Origin of the sequence: Thalassospira profundimaris (assembly GCF_003326795.1) — a bacterium.
Classification (GTDB): Bacteria; Pseudomonadota; Alphaproteobacteria; order Rhodospirillales; family Thalassospiraceae; genus Thalassospira; species Thalassospira profundimaris_C.
In genome coordinates this window covers 67,209-91,869 of record NZ_JPWI01000005.1, presented here as the reverse complement: position 1 = coordinate 91,869, position 24,661 = coordinate 67,209, and the positions used below count along the sequence as shown (strand labels likewise).

The 24,661-nt window shown below is 54.2% G+C and carries 17 protein-coding genes; 5 read left to right on the top strand and 12 right to left on the bottom strand.

The window, feature by feature from the left end:
* Window positions 1-10 precede the first annotated feature (10 nt).
* The 3 genes from TH30_RS09575 to TH30_RS09565 are packed head-to-tail and all read right to left on the bottom strand — an operon-like array spanning window position 11 to window position 4,765.
* Complete coding sequence (locus TH30_RS09575) at window positions 11-1,543, bottom strand: monovalent cation/H+ antiporter subunit D (protein WP_114097873.1); 1,533 nt, start codon at window positions 1,541-1,543, stop codon at window positions 11-13.
* Window positions 1,543-1,899 carry a Na+/H+ antiporter subunit C gene (locus TH30_RS09570; protein ID WP_114097872.1) on the bottom strand — a complete coding sequence of 119 codons (357 nt, stop codon included), beginning with the start codon at window positions 1,897-1,899 and terminating at the stop codon, window positions 1,543-1,545. Before TH30_RS09570 ends, TH30_RS09575 begins: the two co-directional genes overlap by 1 nt.
* 1 nt (window position 1,900) lies before the next feature.
* Window positions 1,901-4,765, bottom strand: coding sequence for a monovalent cation/H+ antiporter subunit A (locus TH30_RS09565; RefSeq protein WP_114097871.1), 2,865 nt, complete (start codon window positions 4,763-4,765; stop codon window positions 1,901-1,903).
* On the opposite strand from TH30_RS09565, the gene TH30_RS22090 reads away from it, so the two are divergent.
* Window positions 4,764-4,907 (top strand): hypothetical protein, encoded by a 144-nt coding sequence (locus tag TH30_RS22090; RefSeq protein WP_181850207.1) that lies wholly within the window; start codon window positions 4,764-4,766, stop codon window positions 4,905-4,907. The genes TH30_RS09565 and TH30_RS22090 overlap by 2 nt on opposite strands.
* Window positions 4,908-4,946: 39 nt before the next feature.
* On the opposite strand, the gene TH30_RS09560 is transcribed toward TH30_RS22090, so the two are convergent.
* Window positions 4,947-6,152: an MFS transporter gene (locus TH30_RS09560; RefSeq protein ID WP_114097870.1), complete on the bottom strand. Its 1,206-nt coding sequence runs from the start codon at window positions 6,150-6,152 to the stop codon at window positions 4,947-4,949.
* 139 nt (window positions 6,153-6,291) lie between these two features.
* On the opposite strand from TH30_RS09560, the gene TH30_RS09555 reads away from it, so the two are divergent.
* Complete coding sequence (locus TH30_RS09555) at window positions 6,292-7,422, top strand: permease (protein WP_114097869.1); 1,131 nt, start codon at window positions 6,292-6,294, stop codon at window positions 7,420-7,422.
* Window positions 7,423-7,491: 69 nt separating this feature from the next.
* On the opposite strand, the gene TH30_RS09550 is transcribed toward TH30_RS09555, so the two are convergent.
* From TH30_RS09550 to TH30_RS09520, 7 genes are all read right to left on the bottom strand, one after another.
* Window positions 7,492-8,727 carry a phenylacetate--CoA ligase family protein gene (locus tag TH30_RS09550; RefSeq protein ID WP_114098043.1) on the bottom strand — a complete coding sequence of 412 codons (1,236 nt, stop codon included), beginning with the start codon at window positions 8,725-8,727 and terminating at the stop codon, window positions 7,492-7,494.
* A 45-nt stretch (window positions 8,728-8,772) separates the two neighbouring features.
* Window positions 8,773-9,594: an ABC transporter ATP-binding protein gene (locus TH30_RS09545; protein WP_114097868.1), complete on the bottom strand. Its 822-nt coding sequence runs from the start codon at window positions 9,592-9,594 to the stop codon at window positions 8,773-8,775.
* A 116-nt stretch (window positions 9,595-9,710) separates the two neighbouring features.
* Window positions 9,711-10,949, bottom strand: coding sequence for an ABC transporter substrate-binding protein (locus TH30_RS09540; protein ID WP_114097867.1), 1,239 nt, complete (start codon window positions 10,947-10,949; stop codon window positions 9,711-9,713).
* Between the two features lie 100 nt (window positions 10,950-11,049).
* Window positions 11,050-12,123 carry a branched-chain amino acid ABC transporter permease gene (locus TH30_RS09535; protein WP_114097866.1) on the bottom strand — a complete coding sequence of 358 codons (1,074 nt, stop codon included), beginning with the start codon at window positions 12,121-12,123 and terminating at the stop codon, window positions 11,050-11,052.
* An 18-nt stretch (window positions 12,124-12,141) separates the two neighbouring features.
* Window positions 12,142-13,035, bottom strand: coding sequence for a branched-chain amino acid ABC transporter permease (locus tag TH30_RS09530; RefSeq protein WP_114097865.1), 894 nt, complete (start codon window positions 13,033-13,035; stop codon window positions 12,142-12,144).
* Between the two features lie 63 nt (window positions 13,036-13,098).
* Window positions 13,099-15,048, bottom strand: a complete 1,950-nt coding sequence (locus TH30_RS09525) for a long-chain fatty acid--CoA ligase (RefSeq protein WP_114097864.1) — start codon at window positions 15,046-15,048, stop codon at window positions 13,099-13,101.
* 2 nt (window positions 15,049-15,050) lie between these two features.
* Complete coding sequence (locus TH30_RS09520; RefSeq protein WP_114098042.1) at window positions 15,051-15,860, bottom strand: ABC transporter ATP-binding protein; 810 nt, start codon at window positions 15,858-15,860, stop codon at window positions 15,051-15,053.
* An 831-nt stretch (window positions 15,861-16,691) separates the two neighbouring features.
* Here TH30_RS09520 and acnA point away from each other — a divergent pair.
* Together acnA and TH30_RS09510 are read left to right on the top strand one after the other, a co-directional pair.
* Window positions 16,692-19,379 (top strand): aconitate hydratase AcnA, encoded by a 2,688-nt coding sequence (gene acnA, locus TH30_RS09515; protein ID WP_114097863.1) that lies wholly within the window; start codon window positions 16,692-16,694, stop codon window positions 19,377-19,379.
* Between the two features lie 218 nt (window positions 19,380-19,597).
* Complete coding sequence (locus TH30_RS09510) at window positions 19,598-22,144, top strand: EAL domain-containing protein (RefSeq protein ID WP_114097862.1); 2,547 nt, start codon at window positions 19,598-19,600, stop codon at window positions 22,142-22,144.
* 74 nt (window positions 22,145-22,218) lie between these two features.
* Here TH30_RS09510 and TH30_RS09505 read toward each other — a convergent pair whose 3' ends face one another.
* Window positions 22,219-23,556: a sodium-dependent transporter gene (locus TH30_RS09505; protein ID WP_114097861.1), complete on the bottom strand. Its 1,338-nt coding sequence runs from the start codon at window positions 23,554-23,556 to the stop codon at window positions 22,219-22,221.
* A gap of 283 nt (window positions 23,557-23,839) precedes the next feature.
* On the opposite strand from TH30_RS09505, the gene TH30_RS09500 reads away from it, so the two are divergent.
* Window positions 23,840-24,583, top strand: a complete 744-nt coding sequence (locus tag TH30_RS09500; RefSeq protein WP_258548676.1) for a DUF1223 domain-containing protein — start codon at window positions 23,840-23,842, stop codon at window positions 24,581-24,583.
* The last annotated feature ends 78 nt before the right edge of the window (window positions 24,584-24,661 follow it).

The following is a 24,661-nucleotide window of genomic DNA, read 5'->3' as shown; positions in this document are numbered from 1 at the left end:
TCCTTTCCGCTTACTGACCCAGCAATGCCAGAGCGTTTTCGCCCAGCACAGCCTGAATGTAACCCGAGGTATCGAAAATCTGTGCGGCAACGCCATGCAGATAATCCGTTACCGGACCACCAAATGCCGTCAGCACGACCAGAGCGCCGAGCATGCCGCACGCCGCAACAATCGGCAGAACCGGCCATTTGGCACCTTCGACGGTAATTTCGCCGTCGACCGAGGCACTCTTCCAGAACAGAACGCTGCCTGCACGGCCAAAGCCGATAATGCACATCAGCGACGTCACCAGAATGATCGCCCAGATCCAGACCATGGCGTCACTGTCGCGGGCCGCATCAAGGATCTGCAATTTACCAAGGAAACCACTTAACGGTGGCATCCCGGCCATCGCAATCGCCCCGACAAAGAACAGAACCGCAAGGAAACCCGATTGATGGAATGTCGGGGCGGTGTTCAGGCTGTCACCAAACTGGCCTCGGCGAGATATTATCAGATCGGCAATCAGGAACAGGGCCGCTGCCGAGAAGGTCGAATGCAGCAGGTAATAAAGACCTGCGGCAATGCTTTCGGGCGTAAACAGTGCAATCGCCGTCAGCAAGGTCCCCATGGAACCAACCACGGAAAAGGCAATCAGCCCGTTCAGACGCTTGGCTGCCAGAACGCCGGTCATACCCAGAACCAGCGTGATCAGGGCTGCTGGCAACAAATAGGGCTGTGCCAGCCATGACATGTCACCGGCCATGTCGCCAAAGGCCAGCGAATAGACACGCAACACGGAATAGGCACCGACCTTGGTCATGATCGCAAACAGGGCTGCGACCGGGGCCGGTGCATTGGCATAAGTCCCCGGAAGCCAGAAATGGATCGGCACCAATGCCGCCTTAACACAGAAGACCAGAAGCAGTACCAGCGCACCTGCCCGTAAAAGGGCGGCATCCCCCGGTGCGACATTACTGACCTGAATGGCAAGATCGGCCATGTTCAGCGTTCCGGTCACCGAGTAGATCATGCCGACACCAAGCAGGAACAAGGCAGATCCCGTCAGGTTGATGACGACATATTGCATACCGGCCTTCAGACGATCTGCCCCTGCGCCATGCAGCATCAAGCCATAGGATGCAATCAGCAGAACCTCGAAGAAGACGAACAGGTTGAACACGTCGCCTGTCAGAAACGCACCATTCACACCCATCAGCTGGAACTGGAACAGGGCGTGAAAATGCTTGCCGCGCTGATCCCATTCGCTTGAGGCGAACAGGACAACACCAAGCCCCAGAAGCGAGGTCAGGAACACCATCATCGCCGACAAGCGGTCAAGAACCAGCACGATACCGAACGGAGCAGGCCAATCCGACAATGCGTACATTTCCGGATCATGGCCATTGGCAAACACCACCAGCGAGAGCGTCACCCCGACAAGGGCAACCGTCGCTGCAATCGAAAATACGCGCTGCAAGATAATGTCGTGACGAACCGCCAATACAATCAGGGCGGCCATCACGGCGGGCAGCACTATGGGAACAACAATCCAGTCACCCATCAGTTTTTATCTCCTGCTTCGGATGGCGCACCAACCGGGCGACCGTCAACATGGTCATTGCCGATTTCAAGATAAGCCCGGATCGACAGAACAACGATCAGGGCGGTCATGCCGAATGAAATCACGATGGCTGTCAGGACAAGTGCCTGGGGCAGCGGATCGGTATATTCGGTGACACCATCACGCAGGATCGGCGGCATATTGATCGTCAAACGTCCCATCGCGAACAGGAACACGTTCACCGCATAGGAAATCAATGCCAGACCGATCACCACCGGGAAGGTCCGCCCGCGCAGCAACAAATAAGTGCCGCAGGCGATTAGAAGCCCGATACTGCTTGCTACAAGAAATTCCATATCAGGCCTCCTTTTCCGGGGTTGCGACAGACACAGACGGATCGTGATCCATCGGATCGACATTCACATCCACATGTTCGGCCATCCGTTCGACCTGTGACAGTTTGGCAAGTGCCAGCATCACCGCCCCGACCACCGTCAGGAACACGCCAAGGTCAAAGCCCATTGCCGATGCCAGTTCAAATTCGCCAACAATCGGAAGATGAACATGAACAAAGCCGCTGGTCAGGAACGGAAGTCCGGCAACCCAGGCAGAAACACCGGTAATCGCCGCCGCAATAACGCCCAGACCAATCATGCCGTGATAGTTGACCTTCATGCGGTTCTGGGTCCAGCCAAAGCCCGACGCCATATATTGCATGACCAGCGCAACCGAGACGACCAGACCGGCAATAAAGCCACCGCCCGGTTCGTTATGACCACGCAGGAAGATGTAAACACCAACCATCAATGACAACGGCAACATCACACGGGTTGCCACCACCATCATCATCGGGTGACGATCCGCCGAACGACGGTTGCTAACGACCCAATTGGCAAGACGTTTGGCGGCTTCGCCCTGGGTTACGGTTTCGATAAGCGCAAAGATCGAAAGTGCGGCAATACCCAGAACGATGATCTCGCCAAAGGTATCAAAGCCACGGAAGTCAACAAGGATAACGTTCACAACGTTGGTCCCGCCGCCTTCGATCTTCGAGTTGGCCAGATGATAGGCCGAAATCGAATTTGGCAGATCACGGGTCATGATTGCCCAGATCGCCCCGCCAACGCCAAGACCCGCTGCAACCGATACAATCACATCACGCAGCTTGCGACCCGGCATGCTTTCCTTTGGCGTTTCCTTTGGCAGGATATTAAGGGCCAGCAACATCAGGATCACCGTCACGACCTCGACCGAGATTTGTGTCAGCGCAAGATCAGGTGCGGACAGATAGATGAAGCCAAGAGACACGATCAGGCCAATCACACCAACCAGAAGCAATGTCAGCAACCGGTTGTGATGCATGAATACCGACGCGATACAGGTCACGACAAGCAGCAACCATGCGATTGCAGCAGGCGGTGAAACGTCAAGGAGTTCGCGCGATCCTGACAGGTAATCGGGCTGGGCATAGAAGCCCGAAACACCGATGGCGACCGCAGCCATGACCATGATCGCCAGATAGCGCTGCAAGGAACCATTATGCAGGTTGTCCGAGATCAAACGGCTCAGGGCCACCAGTTTGACCATAGCACAGTCAAACATCGCCTTTGCATCCGGGCGCGACAGGTTTGCAGTCTTCGACAAAAGACCGGCATGCCCCATCAGAAGAACAGCACCCAGAACAAGCGCAATCGCACTCATACCAAGCGCCGGGGTCAGGCCATGCCAAAGTGCAAGGTAATATTCCGGCAACTCACCACCGATCACCGCACCCGAAGTTGCCGCAACCAGCGGCCCCGCAATGGTGCCCGGGAACAAACCGATCAGAACCACAAGAACGGTCAGGAATGCAGGCGGCGCCCACATGCCAAACGGCGGATCATGCGGGTGATGCGGCAGGTTCTCGTCACGCGGTTTGCCCAGCCAGACATGGAAGATAAACCGGAAAGAATAGGCAACCGAGAAGATTGCACCGATGGTCGCAAGCGTTGGAACAAGCCAGGCCTGATCAAACCAGACCGTATGCCATGCTTCTTCAAGCATCATTTCCTTGGACAGGAACCCGTTAAACGGAATGATGCCCGCCATAGATGCCGCCGAGATAATCCCGATGGTCCCGGCAATCGGCATCAGGTTCAGCAACCCGCCAAAACGGCGAATGTCGCGCGTACCGGTTTCATGATCGACAATGCCTGCGGTCATAAACAGGGCCGCCTTGAAGGTCGCATGGTTGATGATGTGGAACACACCGGCAACGGCGGCCATCGGCGTACCGAACCCGAACAGCATGGTTACAAGACCAAGGTGGCTGACCGTCGAATAGGCCAGAAGACCTTTAAGGTCATGCTTGAAGATCGCAATCCATGCGCCGAGAACCATTGTCACCAGACCGGCGGTCGCAACAATATAGAACCATTCCGGCGTACCCGACAGAACCGGCCACATGCGGGCCATCAGGAAGATGCCAGCCTTGACCATGGTTGCCGAATGCAGATAGGCCGAAACCGGTGTCGGTGCGGCCATGGCATGCGGAAGCCAGAAATGGAACGGGAACTGTGCGGACTTGGTGAAACAGCCCAGCAGGATCAGGATCAACGCCGGCACATACATCGGCGATGCCTGGATCAGATCGGCATGCTGGAGAATATCGGTCAGGTTATAGGACCCGACAATATCGCCAAGGATCAGCATCCCGGCGATCATTGCAAGACCGCCAGCACCGGTCACGGCAAGTGCCATGCGGGCACCCTGACGACCTTCGGGCAGATGTTTCCAGTAGCCGATCAACAGGAACGATGACAGCGATGTCAGTTCCCAGAAAACCAGAAGCAGCAGGATGTTATCGGAAAGAACGATGCCGACCATGGCCCCCTGGAACAGAAGCAGGAACACATAGAAGCGCCCCATCGGATCGTTCTTGGACAGATAAAACCGCGCATAGATGATAATCAGCAAGCCGATACCAAGGATCAGCGTTGCGAACAGCAATCCAAGGCCATCAAGGAAGAAGGTCACATTCAGACCCAGTTCCGGCAGCCAATTGTAACTGACCTGAAATACCTCGCCGGCGATAACTGCCGGGGCCTTGGCCATCAGCAATATCAGGGCAAGCAGCGTGACAGAACCGGTAGCAGTAGCGCATGCATTGCGCCCGGCCCTGATCATTATGGCGGGTAATACCGCCCCAATGAAGGGAAGCAAAACAATGAGGGTGAGACTCATGAAAGACCCTTATTTTTGGATAATCGCCGCATCGCCCCCAGCGCGAGACAGCAAGAAAATTCCGGCAGAAGGTAATATTTGTTCAGAAAATGGTCAAGAAAACCAAAACGGCGCAGCTTTTCGCCTTGCGACTGTCAAGTGACACCGATCACCTGCAAATTTGCAGATCACCGTATATTGGCTATTTCCGACCACCTGCCAAAAGAGATGCCGCGGGCATCATACGCAGACGAACCATTGCAACCGTACCCAGTACCGGCCCAATCGACAGCATGGCAAACGCCCCCCACCAGCCAGCCCAGTCAGCAATAACAGGCACCAGATGAATTGAAACCAGTGCAATCAGAAACCCAATGGCATTTTGCAGGGTCAGGGCTGTCCCGACCTGGTGGGGATCGGCAAGTTCAATCACGCAGGATGAAAACTGTGCGGAATCTGCGATCACTGATATCCCCCAAATGATGCAGATCACGATCAACAGCGCAAAAGGCGCATCGGCAAATGCCCCCACGACAAGTGCGCAGGCCCCGCTGACCACCATGGCGGCAATCGTCACCGTCGTTCGTCCGATCCGGTCTGCATAGTACCCGCCTGCCAGTGATCCAAAGGCACCAACTCCAACAATGGCAAAGGTTGAAAGGGCCGACCAGACACCGGGATTGTCGACCATACGGTCAGAAAAGGCCCCATACAGGAACAGGCCGATCCAGCCCCACATGGCATAAAGTTCCCACATATGCCCGAAATAGCCATAACAGGCATGACGCAGTGGCTTGTTCGCCCAGATTTTCCCGACCATGCGCGGATCAAAGCGCGGCGAGCGCCCCGGCGTTCCGCCCAGATGGACAAACAGAACAGCAATGGCCGCGATATAGGCCGAAGCACTTGCCGCGACGATTACCAGACGCCAGTCAAGCGGAACTGCCACCGAAAACAGATGCGGCAACGCTGATCCCATGGTCAGAGCACCAACCAGAAGCCCGACCAGAAACCCGGTATCTCCGCGTGACCAGGTGGCGACCATTTTCATGCCGACGGGATAAATGCCCGCCATGCAAACGCCTGTGATCAGGCGCAGCAAGATCACCATCACACCATCAATCGGCACAAAAAGGATCAGGATGTTGGCCGTTGCCGCAATGATCGCCGATACGGCCCAGAAGCGGCGCGGTTCAATCCGGTCGGCCAGCCCGAAAACGGCACTGGTGACGGTCCCCAGAACAAAGCCAAGAAGAACAGAGCTGGTAAACAGCGATGATTGCACCGCACCGATATTGAATTCGCTGCGCAATTGCGGCAGCACGGCGGTTGCGGAAAACCACAGGGCAAGCGCCATTAACTGGCAAACCGTAATGATAGAAACGGCGAAGCTTTTGCTCCTGCGCACCTTGGTCTCCCCTCCTCATATTCGATGTTTTGCACATCATACACAGATGCTTGCAAAAGCCTATCTTGGAACTCTTTGAAATTCTGACCGTTCAGATATCAGGCACGTTTTTCTTTCACCCTTATGCCGGACGGTAACGATGAACATCCTTGATCAATATGCAAATGGCGTGATCACAGCTCTCGGCTTCTTCTGGAATGCCTTGTGGGCCTTTGTTCTTGGCTACGCGATCAGTGCCGCGATCCAGGTTTTTGTTCCCAAAAGCCGTCTGGTTCAGCACATGGGTAATGGCAATTTCACAAGCATTTCGCTCGCCGGGATATTTGGCGCGCTTTCAAGTTCCTGTTCATTTGCCGCCTTGTCCGCCGCGCGATCCCTGTTTCAGAAGGGTGCACATTTCATTGCCACCGTCGCCTTCATGTTTGCATCGACCAATCTGGTCATCGAGCTTGGCGTCCTGATCTTCCTGTTCCTTGGCTGGCAGTTTCTGGTCGCCGAGATTATTGGCGGGATCATCATGATCCTGATTTCCGCCATCCTGATCAGGATCACCTATCCATCCCGACTGATCCGCACGGCCCGTGATCATGCAGATGAAACGTCCGGCGCTGACGATGATGAATTCGATTGGAAAAAACGCGTGACCTCCGTCGAGGGATGGCAAAAGGTCGGCAATCGTTTTGTCATGGAATGGCAGATGGTCTGGCGTGAAATCCTGATCGGTTTCACCGTTGCCGGTTTTATTGCAGTATTTGTTCCAGACCATGTCTGGCAGACATTGTTCCTTGCGACCGGTGAAACACAATCCGGGGCGGAGCTCCCATTCCTCAGAGTTTTGGAAAATGCTTTGATTGCGCCCTTTGTCGCGGCAGCAACTTTCATCGGGTCGATGGGCAACATCCCGCTTGCCACAGTGCTTAGTGCCGGTGGTGTCAGCTTTGCCGGGATTATGGGCTTTATCTATTCGGATTTGATGGTGCCGCCGCTGGTCAAGGTCAATGCCAACTATTACGGCTGGAAAACCGCGCTTTATATTGCGGGTATTATGTATGTCAGCATCGTGATTACCGCCCTGATGCTGCATTATGCGTTCGCCGCCATTGATCAGGTTCCCGAAAGCAGCCGCGACATTGCCGAGATCAGCGCATTCGCAATCAATTACACATTCTTCCTTAATCTTGCGGCCTTTGTGCTTGCCGGTGTTCTGGTCGGGGCCGTTGTTGTGATGCTTGCCGGTGGTCTGTTTGTGCAACTTGCGACCCTGGCATAAAAAAAAGCCGCCCGGTCAGACCGGACGGCGCAAGTTTCCCGAGCGGGAATAAAAACAGGATCTGGTCAATCAGGAATGATCGCGACGATCATCAATCACCTTGCCATCATTGGGCAGGCTTCCGTCCGGGTTCCAGCCGACGACGCCGCGCAGCTTGCAAACCCCGGCCATCGTTTCGGCAATTGCATTCATGTCCGCAGCCGCCTGATCGCCTTCACACAGAAGGGTCATGACGTCATTGTCATTTTCGCGCGTGACCACCAGACGGGCCTTGGAAATAGCAGCATGACGTTTAACGATTTCGGCAACCTGCTGGGGATGGACAAACATGCCCTTGATCTTGGTGGTCTGATCGGCACGCCCCATCCAGCCCTTGATCCGGTCATTGGTGCGCCCGCACGGGCTTTGACCAGCGGCAATCGCCGACAGATCACCTGTGGCAAAACGGATCAGCGGATAATCCATATTAAGGGTGGTGACGACAACTTCGCCGACTTCGCCATCGGCAACCGGTTCGCCCGTCCCCGGACGGACGATTTCAAGAATGATGTCTTCGGCAACGATCATCCCGTCCTTGGCATCACTTTCATAGGCAATCAGGCCAAGATCGGCACTGGCATAGCATTGCAGCATCGCGATATCGCGCTCGGCAAACCAGTCGCGCAAAGCAGGCGGCAATGCCTCACCCGAGACAAGCGCGCGCTTGATTGACGAGATGTCAGCACCAAGTTCCTCAGCCTTTTCAATCAGGATTTTAAGGAAGGATGGCGTTCCGCTATAGCCTGCCGGTTTGAGGTCGCTGATCGCCTTGACCTGGGCTTCGCTTTGTCCGACGCCTGCCGGAACAACCACACAGCCACACGCCCGTGCGCCGCTATCAAAAATAAAGCCGCCCGGCGTCAGGTGATAGGACAGACAGTTATGCACGATATCGCCCGGACGGAAGCCCGCAGCGAAAAAGGCACGTCCCATCCGCCACCAGTCATCGCCCTTGCCCTGCGGGTCATAGATCGGGCCGGGGCTTTGGAACATGCGCGCCAAGGCAGGAACCGGCGTGGCGTTAAGCCCTGCAAGCGGTGCGTCCTTGGCCTGTGCATCAATCAGGTCGGACTTTCGCGTAACCGGCAAGGTTGCCAGTGCGGCCCGCGTCGAGATCACTTGCGGATCAATATCGGCCAGAATGCGACCATAGCCCGGTGACTTGGTTTTGGCATGATGAACGATACGCGGCAGTGCCGCCATCAGTCCGGCTTCGCGGTCGGCAGGTTTGCGTGTTTCACGTGCGTCATAATAAGTCGTCAGCATCTGCCCGTCTTTCATCCAGATTCATCAAGCAAAGATATCAGATCGTTACAGCCAGCGTTTGCGGCGCTTGTATGATTTGATGTTCTTGAAGCTTTTGCGTTCTTCCGAACCACCGCCAAGATAGAATTCCTTGACGTCCTCGTTGTTCAGAAGCTCGTCACGCGTGCCATCAAGAACCACCTTGCCGCTTTCCATGATATAGCCATAGTCGGCAACCTTAAGCGCAAAGTTGGCGTTCTGTTCAACGATGAGCATCGTGATGCCCTGTTCGCGATTGATCTTTTCGATGATCCCGAACACTTCCTTGACCAGAAGTGGCGACAGACCCATTGACGGTTCATCAAGCAGGATCATTTTCGGACGCGCCATCAAGGACCGCCCGATTGCCAGCATCTGCTGTTCCCCGCCCGACAGATAACCGGCAAGACCGGTGCGTTCTTTCAAACGCGGGAAATATTCAAAGACCATCTCGATGTCATCTTTGACGCCCTTGTCCTTGCGGGTATAGGCCCCCAGACGCAGGTTTTCGATACAGGTCATGTCTTCGATGATGCGACGGCCTTCCATGACCTGAAACAGGCCGGAGCGCACGATGTCTTCCGGGTTGCCATTGGCAATCTGCTGGCCCATGAAATTGATGTCGCCACGGGTGACTTCGCCGTCTTCGGTTTTGAGCAATCCCGATATGGCCTTGAGCGTTGTCGACTTTCCAGCCCCGTTCGGGCCAAGCAGGGTCACGATTTTGCCTTGCGGAACCTCTAGAGATACCCCGCGCAGGACAAGGATCACCTCGTCATAGACAACTTCGATGTTATTGACCGACAGCATCGGTTGTGCGGTGTCAGTTTTGCGGGCGGGCTCTGCCATGGTGTCCCCTTCGAATAATCTCTTTGGGATCCCCCGCTGTCGGGGGCAGGGCATCTTGCGTCTTATGCCCTGCCCCCGGACAGTCCGGGAGACATTCTTATGTCTGAACTCAGGTCCTAGTAGCCGAGCCAGTCATCACGACGCGGCAGGGTAACGGTGGTGATTTTCTTGACCGTTACGTCACCGCCTTTGGCGCTGCCGTTATAGATATTGACGGTGTTGATGCCGCGATGATCTTCGGCAGTCCAGGTTGCTTCCATGCAAACACCTTCAAGACCTTTTGGTACCCACATCTGACGTGCATACATGCCGGCCTTGATGTTCGCGCCGGTGATACCGCCATTTGCCTTTGCCCATTCCATGGCTTCTTTCATGTAATAGGCCGAGCAAATGCCGCGGATGTAATGATGGGTGCGGAATTCGGAGCCCGAGCTGTCAGACATCTTGGAGATTTCACGTACCAGATCCATGCCCGGAACGCCTTCATCGGTCCAGAAACTGGTCATGGCCGGGAAGACATAGTTTTCTACATCACCGATGGTCTTGAGCGTTTCATAGTCACCCGCCCAGATGTTAGCCAGCCATTTCGGGGTTGCACCGACCGTATCGCAAGACTTCACAAGCGAAACAACCGACGGTCCCAGGTTGCCAAGATAACCGTAATTGGTACCGGCTTCCTTCATGGTCAGGCACTGTGCCTTGAAGTCGCCCGGCTTCATCGAAACAACGACCGGCGCGGTTACTTCGAAACCAAGTTCGGTTGCGTATTCAGCACAGGCTTCTTTCGGTGCGTTCGGATAAGGATGGTTATCCCCGATATGCGAGAAGATCGGCTTGCCGGAACCGCCGGACTGTTTCCAGTCTTCGGCTGCCCACTGAACCATGGCGCGGCAGGCGTCGGAATAGGATGCCCCATAGAAGAAGTTATACGGTGCCGGCTTTGCCGTTTTCGGGTTTTTAGCCGTCGGATCGGTCAGATGGCCGGAATAGGAAGCGGAATAAACCGGAACTTCATCCTGTGCCACAAAGCTGATCAGAGCTTCGGTGTCACCGGTGCCCCAGCCCTGCATGGCAACCATGTTGTTGCGCGAACGCCATTTCTTGTAGTTCGCAATGGCCTGGGGAACCTTGTAGGCATAGTCAACAGATTCAGAGTCCAGCACCGTTCCGTCAATACCGCCATGGGTATTGATGTAGGAAAGCGCATCACGCACACCATCAGCATAGAACTTGCCGATAAAGCCGGTCGCACCGGTGATATCCATCAGATGGCCGACAAATACTTCGTCTGCCTTGGCTGCCGAGAATGACAAGCCGGTCGCAACCATCGCGGTCGCAGCAATCAGTCTTTTCATAACGACGTCTCCCTTGGACGTTTTCATCAAAGATAGCCTCCCGGTCTCCCCGTTTTGATCCCGACCTTTTTGTTTCTGGCGGTCGGGTTCGGGGTCTTTATCAGTACGAGAAGGGATAAAGCTTCCAGTACGCCCTGATCTGCTTCCAGCGATGGGCAAGCCCGTCCGGTTCGAAGATCAGGAACAGGATGATGGCCAGACCAATCGCCATCTCCTTGATATAAGCCAGCCCGTCGGTCACTGCCGTCGAATTGGCCCATTCGAAAATACTCAATGCGCTGACGCCGCTTTCCATGACTTCGGGCAAAAGCACCATAAAGACGGTTCCCATCAGGGTGCCTTTGACCGAACCAAGACCACCGATGATGATCATGCCCAGGAACTGGATCGACAGCAGAATGGTGAAACCCTCGGCAGACACAAAGCCAAGGTAATGCCCGTACATCGCCCCGCCGACACCGGCATAGAAGGACGAGATGGCAAAGCTCATCAGGCGATATTTGGTAAGATTGATCCCCATGATTTCGGCCGACAGATAATGGTCACGGACTGCCACAAAGGCACGACCATCACGGGTCCGCATCAGGTTGGTGCCCAGAAGATACATCACCACCAGGAAGAACAGCGCCACATAGAAGAAGCTGAAATCATCAAGGATTTCATAGCCAAACACATTGATCGGATTGGCCGCCGCCCCATAGGAACCACCGGTAAACCAGTCAGCCCGGGCAAAGAAGTCTTCAAGGATGAACTGGGCCGCCAAAGTTGCAATCGCCAGATAGAGCCCCTTGATACGGGCCGCAGGCAAGCCAAACAGCATCCCGACCGCCGCCGTCATCAGACCGGCAAGCGGGATCGACAACAAGACCGGAATTCCGGTCATATTGTTGATCCAGGCCGACGCAAATGCGCCGAAGCCAAAGAACGCGGCATGCCCAAGTGAAATCTGTCCGGTAAAGCCGACCAGAATGTTCAGCCCCAGCGCCGCGATGGCGAAATAGGAAATCTGGATGAACAGGTTGACGTAATAGCCATCCAGAACAAACGGGATCAACGCCACTGCAACGATGCCAAGAATGGCGGCATTGCGGACATAGGTTGTGTCGAAAATGCGGGTATCCTGACGATAAGTCGTTCGGAAGTCACCGCAGGGACGCATCGAAAATCCAGCCATAATTCGTTTCCCCGTCCCTTAGATACGTTCGATGTCTTTGGTGCCAAACAGGCCATATGGCTTGATGCACAGAATGATGATCAGCACATAGAACGGTGCGATCGAGAACAGGTTGCCCCAGTTCAGATACTGGCCATCGACAAACTCGGCGGTGTTTTCAAGCAGGCCGATAATCACACCACCAACGATGGCGCCAACAATTGAATCAAGCCCGCCCAGAATGACCGCCGGGAACACCTTGATCCCGATCACCGAAAGTGCGGAAGACACGCCGTTGACCATGCCGATCACAATCCCCGCAATCCCCGAAACAAGTGCCGAGATGGCCCAGGACATTGCAAAGACGGTCTTGACTGAAATACCCAGGCTTTGCGCAACCTGCTGGTCAAATGCAGTTGCGCGCATGGCCAGGCCGAGTTTGGAATATTTAAAGAACCAGTAGAAGCCTGCCATGATGAACAGCGAGATCACGAAACTCATGATGTAGGCGGTTTCGATTTGCATCCCGAGCAGATTGATCGACCGGGTCTCGAACACTTGCGGATAGCTTGCCGTGGTGGCACCGAAAATCCACTTGGTCGCGGCCTGGAAGAAAATAGAAAGGCCGATGGTCACCATGATCACGGAAATGATCGGTTCCCCGATCATCGGACGCAAGACGACCATCTGAAGGATGATGCCAAACGCCATCATAAACAGCAGCGTAAACAGGAAACCCAGCCAGAAAGGCAAACTCATTTCCACCAGAAACGCATAGCAAACCCACGCGCCAATCAGCAGAAACTCGCCCTGGGCAAAGTTAACGATCTGGGTTGATTTATAGATCAGCACAAAGCACATCGCGACGACGCCATAGAGTGTGCCGACAATCAACCCGTTCAGCAGAAGCTGGAACAGAAGTTCGAAATTCATGTTGCCATCCCTGTAATGGCGGCCCGCAATCCGATAGACCGGGACCACAGTTTTGCTGCTGCCTTATTCGGCGGCTTTCGGGGCCGTCTGTGCGACCTTGTTATCTTCGAGATCGACGACCTTCACACTTGTCTGGATGCGGGTTTTCGACCCGTCCTGGAAGGTGATCATGGTGTCGATATCCACCGTGTCATTGCCGGCATAAACCGCATCAATGATGTCGGCATATTTTTCGGCAACCACGCCACGACGCACTTTGCGCGTACGGGTCAGTTCCCCGTCATCGGCATCAAGTTCCTTGTAGAGAAGAAGGAAACGCTTGATACGCTGTGCCTCGGGCAGGGTCTTGTTCACCTCGTGGATTTCCTTGGTGATCATGTCATAGACCTGCGGCTGGGCGGACAGGTTGGTGTAGTTGGTAAAGGCGATCCCGCGCTGCTCGGCCCATTTGGCCATGATCGAATAGCGAATGCAGATCATGGTCGACAGGAACGGCAGATCCTTGCCAAGGATCACGGCCTCGGCAATGAAGGGCGAGAATTTCAGTTTGTTCTCGATAAACTGCGGCGAATACCGAACCCCGGTCGATGTTTCTGCCAGATCCTTCATGCGGTCGATCACAACAAGATGCTTGTTTTCGTCCTTGAAGTAGCCGGCATCACCGGTATGCATCCAGCCATCCCTGACATCTTCGTCATAGGCATCCTGGTTTTTGTAGTAACCGGTAAACATCCCCGACGTGCGGGCAACGATTTCGCCAACCCCGTTTTCATCGGTGTTGATGACCTGAATGTCGGAATTGTCAAAGGCAATCCCGACTGTATCGAAATCAATGTCGTCCGGCTGATGGATGGTATAGGCACCACACAGTTCGGTCTGGCCATAAAGCTGGCGTAGCGGCACACCCATGGCATGGAAGAACTTGAAGGTTTCCGGGCCAATCGCCGCACCACCGGTTGCCGCCGAACGCAGGTTCGAGAACCCCAGGCGGTCTTTCAGTGCATTCATCAGAATGATGTCGGCCAGCTTGGAATGACCACCATTATCAAGGGCCGTGCGGGCCAGTGCCATACCGGCATCAAACATCTTTTGTTTGAACGGTGTGGAATCCATCATCCGGGCGCGGACATCGGCTGCAATGGTTTCCCAGACGCGCGGTGCCAGCAGAACAAAGTTCGGGCCAATTTCGCGCAGGTCGGCCATCATGGTTTCCTGCTCTTCGACGAAATTGACGATCTGGCGGCTGATCAGGGACTGACCAACCACATAGACCTGTTCCATGATCCACGGAAGCGGCAGGACAGAGACATAGTTGTCACCGGGATATTTCGGGTCGGCACGCAGATAGGCCGCGCAATGATCCAGAAAATCACCGGAATTGAGCATTGCCATTTTCGGCTTGGACGTGGTGCCCGACGTCGTACACAGGATTGCACATTCATCACCACGGGTATCAGCAACCATCTGGTCATAGATACCGGGATTTTTGTCCTCAAGCGCGCGACCAAGCTCATAAAGCTTTTCAACATCCATCAAACGCGGATCATCATATTTGCGCATCCCGCGCGGGTCGCAATAAATGATGTGCTCGACAGTCGGGATATCTTCACCAAGCTCGATCAGCTTGTCGCATTGTTCTTCGTCTTCAGCGATCAGGATCCGGGCACCGGAATAGGTGATCAGATAGGCGACTTCTTCATGAAGGCTGTCCTGATACAGACCGACCGACATACCGCGCAGCGCGTGGGCTGCGATTTCACCCCAGACCCATTCCGGACGGTTTTCACCAATGATGCCGACAACATCACCCTGGCTGATGCCAAGGCTGCGCATGCCAAGCGTCATCCATTTGACGCGGTCGTTATAGTCTTTCCATGTGAATTCCTGCCAGATGCCGAATTCCTTTTCGCGCATGGCAATTTCACCGCCAAAATTGCGGGCATTATAGGCCAGCACTTTCGGGAAGGTATCAAGCGACTGAACGTCGGCATAATCGGGGATATTGCTGCTCATGCTCAGGCCACCTGCTCGTCTTCATCCGTTTCGTCGTCTTCTTCGCCGAGATAGGCTTTCTTGACGTGACTGTTGGCCATCACCTCTTCGGGGAGGCCTTCGGCAATCTTGCGTCCGAAATCAAGAACCATCACGCGGTTCGAGATATCCATAACCACACCCATGTCATGTTCGATCATCACCACCGTCATGCCCCACTCTTCGTTGAGGTCGATGATGAAGCGCGCCATGTCCTCTTTTTCTTCGAGGTTCATGCCCGCCATCGGTTCATCAAGCAGGATCAGGTCAGGGCGCAGCGCAACAGCACGCGCAAGTTCCACGCGCTTGCGCAAACCATATGAAAGCGTGCCCGCTGTTGCCTTGCGGATATGGGAGATTTCAAGAAAATCGATCACATCCTCGCAGAAGCGGCGATGTTCGAGTTCTTCTTTCTGCGCGCCGCCAAACCAGTAAAGCGGCCCGTTCATGAAGTTGTTCTTCAGAAGATGGTGGCGACCAACCATGATGTTATCCAGAACATTCATATGGCCGAACAACGCCAGATTCTGGAAGGTACGTCCGATGCCAAGTTCAGCACGGTCATTGGGCTTGAGCCCCGTGACATCCTGCCCCTTGAACGATACGGAACCAGATGTCGGGCTATAACGCCCGGACACACAGTTCAGCATTGATGTCTTACCGGCCCCGTTCGGACCAATAATCGAAAAAAGCTCGCCCGGCTGGACCGAAAAGCTGACATCACTCAGCGCACGCACACCGCCGAAAACCAGCGACACGTCGCTAATCTGCAAAATAGGACTCTGTGACGTCATGCCGTCGCATTCCTCCCTGACTTGGGCCGCAAATGCCGCAGAACCGCAAACCGGGTTCATTTTGGTGAAATTTGCAAACCGCTATTCAGTTTCCCTGATGATGTGTCGGATTTTTATACGACCCTGACCTTACGGAAACCGGGCCTGACACATTTAATAGGCATTTAAGTACCAATTTCAGCATATTGCGTCAATGCAATGATCAGCAAGGGATTGGGAGTTTTCTACAAATTCGCACTGCACAATCAAAGCTTGCCCGCCTTATTGTATTCTTTCTACCCTTGATTACGTAACGTTATCTGACGGACCGATCAGTTAGATCTTTAGCGCTTCGTCGCGTTGCAAAATTTTCTGGCGATCCTGCACCGCACAAATCCAGACAGACAAACATCCCCCATCAACCCCGTTTATCCGATGCGTGAAAACCGAATCGCACCGGATTCGGAATATGTCGGATCGGCACAGAAGAATCCCGATGATGACTTTTGACCGTCGCACTCACAGACAGATGCGGCAGGCGACAAACAGGTCTGAGCAAAACAGACTCGACCAAGACAACGCCCCTATTGAAAGGCGAAATCAGACGCCACATATCGACCAAAGGTTTTTCTACGCTTGTTGTACTTTGCCAAGATGCTGCGATCAGCGGGTTTTATCTAATACCCCTTCACGGGGTCTGGACTTTCACAGGGATTTGTGGTGTAACCCCGTTGCACATGCATATGTAGCCGTGACCCGCGTCACGCAACACAGATAGCCCACCGCTCGGCGCTCCGACGGTCGGGGTGTCTTGTCACGACAAGCCCTTTTAACCACCTTGAGGAGGGTCTGATGTCCATTTGTGGCAAAGACAACCTGAAAACGCGCCGCACGCTGAAAGTCGGGGACAAGTCCGTCGACTATTACAGCCTCAAAGTTGCTTCCGAGAAATTCGGCGACGTTTCAAAACTTCCCTTCACGCTGAAAGTCGTTCTTGAGAACCTTCTGCGTTATGAAGATGATTTCACCGTTAAGACCGACGATGTCAAAGCTGTTATTGACTGGCTCAAAGAGCACAAGAGCAGCCACGAGATCAACTATCGTCCGGCCCGCGTTCTGATGCAGGACTTCACCGGCGTTCCGGCCGTTGTTGACCTTGCTGCAATGCGCGACGCTGTCGTGAAGATGGGTGGCGACGCCCAGAAGGTGAACCCGCTTTCACCGGTTGACCTTGTCATTGACCACTCGGTCATGATCGACTTCTTTGGTACCGACGACGCACTCGACAAAAACATGGAAGTCGAGTTCGAGCGTAACGGCGAACGTTATGGCTTCCTGCGTTGGGGCCAGAACGCTTTCAACAATTTCCGCATCGTCCCGCCGGGAGCTGGCATCTGCCACCAGGTTAACGTCGAACATCTTGCCAAGGTCGTCTGGACCGGCAAAGACGACGACGGCAAAACCGTTGCGTATCCGGACACCCTGGTTGGTACCGATTCTCACACCACCATGGTTAACGGCCTTGCTGTTCTGGGTTGGGGTGTTGGTGGTCTGGAAGCCGAAGCAGCAATGCTTGGCCAGCCGATCTCGATGCTGATCCCGGAAGTCGTCGGCTTCAAGCTGACCGGCTCCATGAAAGAAGGCATCACCGCAACTGACCTCGTTCTGCGTGTCGTTCAGATGCTGCGTGAAAAAGGCGTTGTTGGCAAGTTCGTCGAATTCTATGGCGATGCCCTTGACCACATGAGCCTGCCGGACCGTGCGACCATCGGTAACATGGCACCGGAATATGGTGCGACCTGTGGCTTCTTCCCGATCGATGACGAAACGCTGAACTACATGCGTTCGACCGGTCGTGACGAAGACCAGATTGCTCTGGTCGAGGCATATGCCAAAGAACAGGGCATGTGGCGTGATCCGGCACATGAAGCCGAATACACTGCAACGCTTGAGCTTGACATCTCGACCGTCGAGCCGGCCCTTTCGGGTCCGAAGCGTCCGCAGGACCGTGTTCTTCTTAAAGACGCTGTTTCGAGCTTCAATGGTACCTTTGCCGAAATGGCACCGGGCGTTGATGCGGATCGTTCTGTTGCAGTTTCGAACGAAAACTTTGCAATGAAGGACGGTAACGTCGTTATCGCTGCGATCACCTCTTGCACCAACACCTCGAACCCGAGCGTGCTGATTGCAGCAGGTCTTCTGGCGAAGAAAGCTGTCGAGCTTGGCCTGACCAGCAAACCGTGGGTGAAAACCTCGCTTGCACCGGGTTCGCTCGTTGTTGCCGACTATCTCGAAAAAGCAGGCCTTCAGGATTACCTGGATCAGCTTGGCTTTAACGTTGCCGGTTTCGGTTGCACCACCTGTATCGGTAACTCCGGTCCGCTGGCAGCACCGATCATCGATGCAATCGACGGTAACGACATGCTCGTCACCGCCGTTCTGTCGGGTAACCGTAACTTCGAAGGCCGTATCAGCCCGCAGGTCAAGGCAAACTACCTTGCCTCGCCGCCGCTGGTTGTTGCCTATGCACTTGCCGGTAACCTGAAGGTCGATCTGAACAACGATCCGCTTGGCACCGACAAGAATGGCAATGACGTCTTCCTGAAAGACATCTGGCCGAGCAACAAAGAAATTGCTGACACCATTGCGTCGTCGATTTCTGCTGCGATGTACAAAGATCGTTATGACAACATCTTTGCTGGTCCGAAGCCTTGGCAGGCCATCGAAATCACCGAAGGCGAAACCTTCGCGTGGGATGGCAAGTCGACCTACGTCCAGAACCCGCCTTACTTCGTCAACATGGCCGCTGAGCCGGGTGACTTCTCAGAAGTTCACGGCGCACGTCCGCTCCTGATCCTTGGTGACTCTGTTACCACCGACCACATTTCCCCGGCCGGTTCGATCAAGGAAGAAAGCCCGGCAGGTGAATACCTCAAGGCGCATGGCGTTTCCGTTCGTGACTTCAACTCCTATGGCGCACGCCGTGGTAACCACGAAGTCATGATGCGCGGTACCTTTGCCAACATTCGTATTCGTAACGAAATGGCACCGGGCACCGAAGGCGGCATCTCGGTCCATTACCCGTCGGGTGAACAGGGCTGGGTTTATGACGTTGCCATGCGTTATCAGGCCGAAGGCACCCCGCTGGTTGTCATCGCTGGTAAAGAATACGGCACCGGTTCTTCGCGTGACTGGGCAGCAAAAGGCACCAACCTTCTTGGCGTCAAAGCTGTGATCGCGGAAAGCTTCGAGCGTATCCACCGCACCAACCTGGTCTGCATGGGCGTCCTGCCGCTGCAGTTCAAAAACGGTGAAGGTCGCGAGACCTATAAGCTTGATGGCTCTGAAACCTTCGACGTACTGGGCATCGGTGATGGCATCACCCCGCTTCAGGACGTTACGGTTCGCATCACGCGCAAAGATGGCAGCACCGAGGAACTCGTTGCGACCTGCCGTATCGATACCGAGAACGAAGTTCTCTACTACCAGAACGGCGGCATCTTGCAGTTCGTTCTGCGTAACATGATGAAAGCGGCCTGATTTCTTTGTAAATCAGACGCAAGCTGATACGCACCCCGCTGATCTCTGATCAGCGGGGTGTTTTATTTTAGGTTGCTCTTTAATGACTCTAAACAATCCCCACATGTGTCCTTGATCCAGAACAATTCCCGGGCAATTGTTATCTGTTAGACATGGAGCAACTCGAATTGCCTTTTGAACACAACACAAGAGAGCACAGGACATCTGAGCAGGATCAAATGATACGCCCCACCCCAGCCGAAGATCGGTCTTTTGGTCTGACGGTCGGTATGTTATCGCCCGGGACAGTGTTGAGTTGCAGTCCGGCAACATCGCTTGCGCAAGCCATTTCCAAAATGCGCAACGCCAACACCAGTTCCATCATAGCGATAGAATCGAACAAACCGGTCGGAATTCTTACTGAATACGATTTACTCTCGCTCCCTGCGGATTGCAAAACCGTGCTTTCCCAGCCTGTCGAAATGCATATGTCTTATCCGGTCCACACTGTTTCCATTCACGCAAGCCCCCAATCCGCCATCGCCCGAATGCGTGAACGCAACGTCCGCCATCTGGTCACCGTAGATGAAAATGATTGTCTGGTCGGCATCATCAGCCGCACGGATCTGATCCGCCAGATCAGCAACAAAAAGCCCTTTAGCGCAAATGACGTTGCCGATGCCCTTCGCCAGTCAACGATCTTTGTCGATGCCAGAATGCCGATCACCGATCTGCGCCGGCGCATGCATGAAGAAAAGCGCGATAGCGCCATTATCACCGGCTTTGCCGCAGATTTGCCGGTCGAATTGCAAACCGGAATTATAACCGAACGCGATATCCTGCGCGCATTGGCCGAAGATAATGACAATCTGACCGCAGGCGAAATCGCCACCCGTCCGGTCAGGATGATAAACGGTGATGTCAATCTGAACGACGCGCGCACAATCATGCTGCGCAATAATATCCGCCATCTTGTTGTGAAAAACCGTCACAAGGAAATCATCGGGGTCCTGTCCTTTGCCGATCTCCTGGAATTCATCGAACAGGACTATCTGGTTTATCTCAACAACATCAATGACGACAGCACCAGCGAACTGATCAAGGCGCGCCAGTCACTTGCCCTTGCCCGCAAGCTGATTGAAAACTCCCCCGATTGTGTGATGGTTTGCAACGCACGCGCCGAAATCGAGGCGGTCAATCCCGCTTTCACCCGGATTACCGGCTATCAGGCTGACGAAGTGATTGGCAAGAATCCAAGCATTCTGCAATCAGGTCGGCAAAGCCCGGAATTCTACGCCAAAATGTGGGAAGATCTCTCGCAAACCGGAAAATGGGAAGGCGAAATCTGGAACCGTCGCAAATCGGGGGAAGTTTTCCCCGAATGGCTGACAATCATGGCCATCCGTGACAGCGACGGCACCATCAGTCATTACGCATCCATATTCACCGATATCAGTGAACGGGAAAAGAACCGCGAAGACATCCTGCGCATGGCCTTTACCGATGAGCTAACCGGGATGCCCAATCGTCGGCGGTTTTCGGAGCTACTGTCCCTGCATGTTGGTCGTGCACGCCAGAACAATCGCTCCCTGACCGTGATGATGCTTGATATCGATAACTTTCAGCGCGTCAATAACGCGCTGGGTCACAATACCGGTGATGACGTTCTGGTCGAAGTTTCCAGACGCGTCAGCCGCGAGCTTGGCCATGACGCGGTTATGGCACGCGTTGGGGCAGATGAATATGCTGCGATCCTGCCGGACATCAAAACCGAGCAAGAGGCCCTTAACCTTGCCGAACGCCTGCTTGTTCGCCTTGGCGAGCCACATCTGACAAGCAGGGGCGATGACCTTTATCTGTCGGCAAGCATCGGGGTCGCTTCTTTCCCGAAGGATGCAAACGACACCAGCAACCTGTTGCGCTGTGTTGAACTTGCCATGTTGCAGGCCAAAGAACAGGGTCGTAACCGCGTTGGTCGTTACAGCGTGTCGATGCAAAGTCAAAAGGGTGCCGATCTGGCACTTGAAACCGCACTTCGCCGTGCACTTGATAACAATGAACTGCATCTGGCCTACCAGCCACAATTTGACGCCAAAACCGGTGCCCTTTGCGGGGTCGAGGCATTGACAAGATGGACCACAGCCAGCGGTGAAATCATTCCACCCTCAACCTTCATTCCGGTTGCCGAAGAGATCGGGGTTATTGGTGAACTCGGGCGCTGGGTCATGCGCACGGCCTGCCGCCAACTGGTCGACTGGCGCAAGGAAGGCCTGCATAACTTGCGTCTGGCAGTGAATGTTTCGGTCCAGCAGTTTTATGGGACGGTTGATCTTGCCGAACAACTTCGTGCCATTCTGGTCGATAAGGGACTTTCGGCCGACCGGCTTGAGATTGAAGTCACCGAAAGCCTGTTCATGCGCAATATCGAAGACATGCGTGCCAAACTGCAGCGTGTTCGCGATCTTGGCATTCGCATTTCACTTGATGACTTCGGAACCGGTTTTTCCAGTCTGAGTTATCTGCGCACATTGCCGTTCGATATCATCAAGCTTGATCGAAGCTTTGTGACCGATATTGATCAGGGCGAAGAAGGCCAGACATTGGCCATTACCATCATCAATATGGCCCGCAACCTTGGCAAAACCTGTATTGCCGAGGGGGTCGAAAATGACCGTCAGCTTGATGTTCTGCGCGAAGCTGGATGTGATATTTTGCAAGGCTATCTGCTTGGCCGTCCGATGTCGGCCGCAGACATCTCGAAACTGGCCAACACATCAGCAGTCTGATCTCATGCATCATAAAAGCACAAAGGGCGGGGAAATTCCCGCCCTTTGGATTCTGGTCTTTGCGTCAACCCTGCTTAAAAGGTACCAAGCCCCTTGAGCAGGATGAAAGCAATTGCGACCGGTGCCACGAATTTGACGATCAACCCCCAGGCGCTGATCCATGCTGGAACAATACCGTTGTGGGCAGCAATCTCTTCCTTGGCTTTGCCCCAGATCACCCAGCCGACAAACAGCGAAATGAACAGACCACCAATCGGCAGCAGCAGGTTTGAGCTGATAAAGTCCATCAGATCAAAGAAGCTTTTGCCAAAGAAGGTGACATCAGACATCACACCAAGTGACAGCGATGATGGAATACCAAGTGCAAAGATGATCACGCCAATCACAATGGCCGCAGTCTTGCGGCTGACACCACGATCATCAACGAAATAGGCCACGACCACTTCAAGGATCGACACCGCCGATGTCAGGGCCGCAATCGCCAGCAGCAGGAAGAACATAAAGGCAAAGACCGAGCCCATCGGCATATGCGCAAACACCGCCGGAAGCGTGATGAAGGTCAGGCCGGGACCGGCACTCGGATCAAAGCCGAACGCAAATACCGCTGGCAGGATCAACAGACCGGCCATCACGGCAACCGCCGTATCAAGCAAGGTGACCCAACCCGCCGAACTTGCAATATTTTCCTTTTTCGACAGATACGAGCCATAGGTGATCATCGCACCCATCCCCAGCGAGAGCGAGAAGAAGGCCTGCGAAAGTGCATCGGAAACCGTATTCCAGGTCACTTTCGAGAAATCAGGCGCCAACAGGAAGGCAACACCTTCTTCACCGCCAGGCAAGGTCACCGAACGAATGATCAGTATGATCAACAGCGCAAACAGCGCAGGCATCAGGATTTTGGAAGCTCGTTCGATCCCGGAACCGACACCTGCCAGCACCACAAGAACCGTAAGTGCCATGAAGATTGCATGATAGATCAGCGGTGAAACCGGATCGGAGATGAAGTCCCCGAAAATATTCCCCAACGCAGCCGGATCTTCGATCGCCAAAGCACCCGAAAGCGATTTGATCATGTAGGAAATCGTCCAGCCGGCAACCACGCTGTAGAAGGAAAGAATAATAAAGGCAGCAGCCACACCAAAGAAGCCGACAACGGGCCAAAGCCCGCCTTTAAGCTTCGCAAATGCGCCAATCGCATTCTTTTCCGACATTCGACCGATCACGAATTCGGCCAGCATGACCGAAATCCCGATGGTAAAGACCAGCGCGAGATAGATGATCAGGAAGGCGCCACCGCCATTCTCGCCAGCCATATAGGGGAACTTCCAGATGTTCCCAAGCCCGACAGCCGACCCCGCAGCCGCCAGAATAAATCCGAGGCGCGAGCCCCAGTGTTCACGTTTCATCATTAACCTGCAAACCTCTTTGTCGACCGGCCTCGTTGGAATTCTGCTCCCGCCAACGTGCCAGTTCCTCATTTTTGCCTTTAACGCAAAGGTTCAAGACGTCCCTCACGATGCCATCAGATCCGTGGAATGGTTCTGATTGGTCCGCAGCTCTTAACACCAATCTTTGGAAATCTCATTTCGAAATTTGGTAAAAAAGCGCAAAAATCCGCCCTTTTGCCGATCTCTGCACTCTCAAGGCCTTGTGATTAGGGGTTGATGGGTGTTTTCAGGCATTATGACAGGCATGAAACATTCTCGTCCCCTCATAACCGCCCTTTTTTGCACGATGATGCTGGTTTCTGGTGATATTCATGCATCCCAAAGCGTCATGCCGCGTGCCGTGGTGGAACTTTACACCTCGCAGGGATGCAATTCCTGCCCGCCGGCTGATCGCGTTCTTTACGAGCTGAATCAGGAAGATAGTACCCTTCTTGTGCTGTCATATCATATCGATTACTGGAACTATCTGGGATGGACCGATCCGTTTTCAGATGCACGTTACAGTGACCGGCAACGCGACTATGCCAATCGCATGCGCGAACGTTACGTCTATACCCCGCAGGTCATTATCAATGGCGATACCGTGGTTCGGGCGACCGCAAAACGCAGTATCGAGTCGACCAGCAAAACCGTTGCGCCCCTGAAAGATATTTCGGAAATCTCGCTGACTTCCGAAAATCACGGTCAACCGGCCCAAGGTGCGATCACCCTTAAAGCTGTTGGCAAATCTGGCGCTCAACAGGCCAATCGTATTTGGCTCATCGGCTATGACCGTGAACATCAGCGTGATGTCCTGTCGGGCGAGAATGCGGGGAAACGGCTGGTTCATGCCAATGTCGTTCGAGAAATGATTGATCTTGGCCCCTGGGACGGAACAGAAAAAAACATCCCGTTCACCATGACCACCGCCTATGACGGTGGCATCGCGGTTCTGATCCAGAATGGTCGGGGTGGACCGATTATCGCCGCCTCTGTCGTCCGGTTTTAACCCCTTCGTATCCTACCCAACCACCCAATCACCTAAATCCGGTTCATTTGTTGGAAACCGAGCACCTGGTATGTCCAT

What these genes read in the sequence shown, in the direction of transcription:
- TH30_RS09575 (WP_114097873.1), bottom strand. Translation starts at nt 1,543, where the DNA reads ATGGGTGACTGGATTGTTGTTCCCATAGTGCTGCCCGCCGTGATGGCC.
- TH30_RS09570 (WP_114097872.1), bottom strand. Translation starts at nt 1,899, where the DNA reads ATGGAATTTCTTGTAGCAAGCAGTATCGGGCTTCTAATCGCCTGCGGC.
- TH30_RS22090 (WP_181850207.1), top strand. Translation starts at nt 4,764, where the DNA reads ATGAAAGACCCTTATTTTTGGATAATCGCCGCATCGCCCCCAGCGCGA.
- TH30_RS09565 (WP_114097871.1), bottom strand. Translation starts at nt 4,765, where the DNA reads ATGAGTCTCACCCTCATTGTTTTGCTTCCCTTCATTGGGGCGGTATTA.
- TH30_RS09555 (WP_114097869.1), top strand. Translation starts at nt 6,292, where the DNA reads ATGAACATCCTTGATCAATATGCAAATGGCGTGATCACAGCTCTCGGC.
- TH30_RS09550 (WP_114098043.1), bottom strand. Translation starts at nt 8,727, where the DNA reads ATGCTGACGACTTATTATGACGCACGTGAAACACGCAAACCTGCCGAC.
- TH30_RS09545 (WP_114097868.1), bottom strand. Translation starts at nt 9,594, where the DNA reads ATGGCAGAGCCCGCCCGCAAAACTGACACCGCACAACCGATGCTGTCG.
- TH30_RS09540 (WP_114097867.1), bottom strand. Translation starts at nt 10,949, where the DNA reads ATGAAAAGACTGATTGCTGCGACCGCGATGGTTGCGACCGGCTTGTCA.
- TH30_RS09535 (WP_114097866.1), bottom strand. Translation starts at nt 12,123, where the DNA reads ATGGCTGGATTTTCGATGCGTCCCTGCGGTGACTTCCGAACGACTTAT.
- TH30_RS09530 (WP_114097865.1), bottom strand. Translation starts at nt 13,035, where the DNA reads ATGAATTTCGAACTTCTGTTCCAGCTTCTGCTGAACGGGTTGATTGTC.
- TH30_RS09525 (WP_114097864.1), bottom strand. Translation starts at nt 15,048, where the DNA reads ATGAGCAGCAATATCCCCGATTATGCCGACGTTCAGTCGCTTGATACC.
- TH30_RS09520 (WP_114098042.1), bottom strand. Translation starts at nt 15,860, where the DNA reads ATGACGTCACAGAGTCCTATTTTGCAGATTAGCGACGTGTCGCTGGTT.
- acnA (WP_114097863.1), top strand. Translation starts at nt 16,692, where the DNA reads ATGTCCATTTGTGGCAAAGACAACCTGAAAACGCGCCGCACGCTGAAA.
- TH30_RS09510 (WP_114097862.1), top strand. Translation starts at nt 19,598, where the DNA reads ATGATACGCCCCACCCCAGCCGAAGATCGGTCTTTTGGTCTGACGGTC.
- TH30_RS09505 (WP_114097861.1), bottom strand. Translation starts at nt 23,556, where the DNA reads ATGATGAAACGTGAACACTGGGGCTCGCGCCTCGGATTTATTCTGGCG.
- TH30_RS09500 (WP_258548676.1), top strand. Translation starts at nt 23,840, where the DNA reads ATGAAACATTCTCGTCCCCTCATAACCGCCCTTTTTTGCACGATGATG.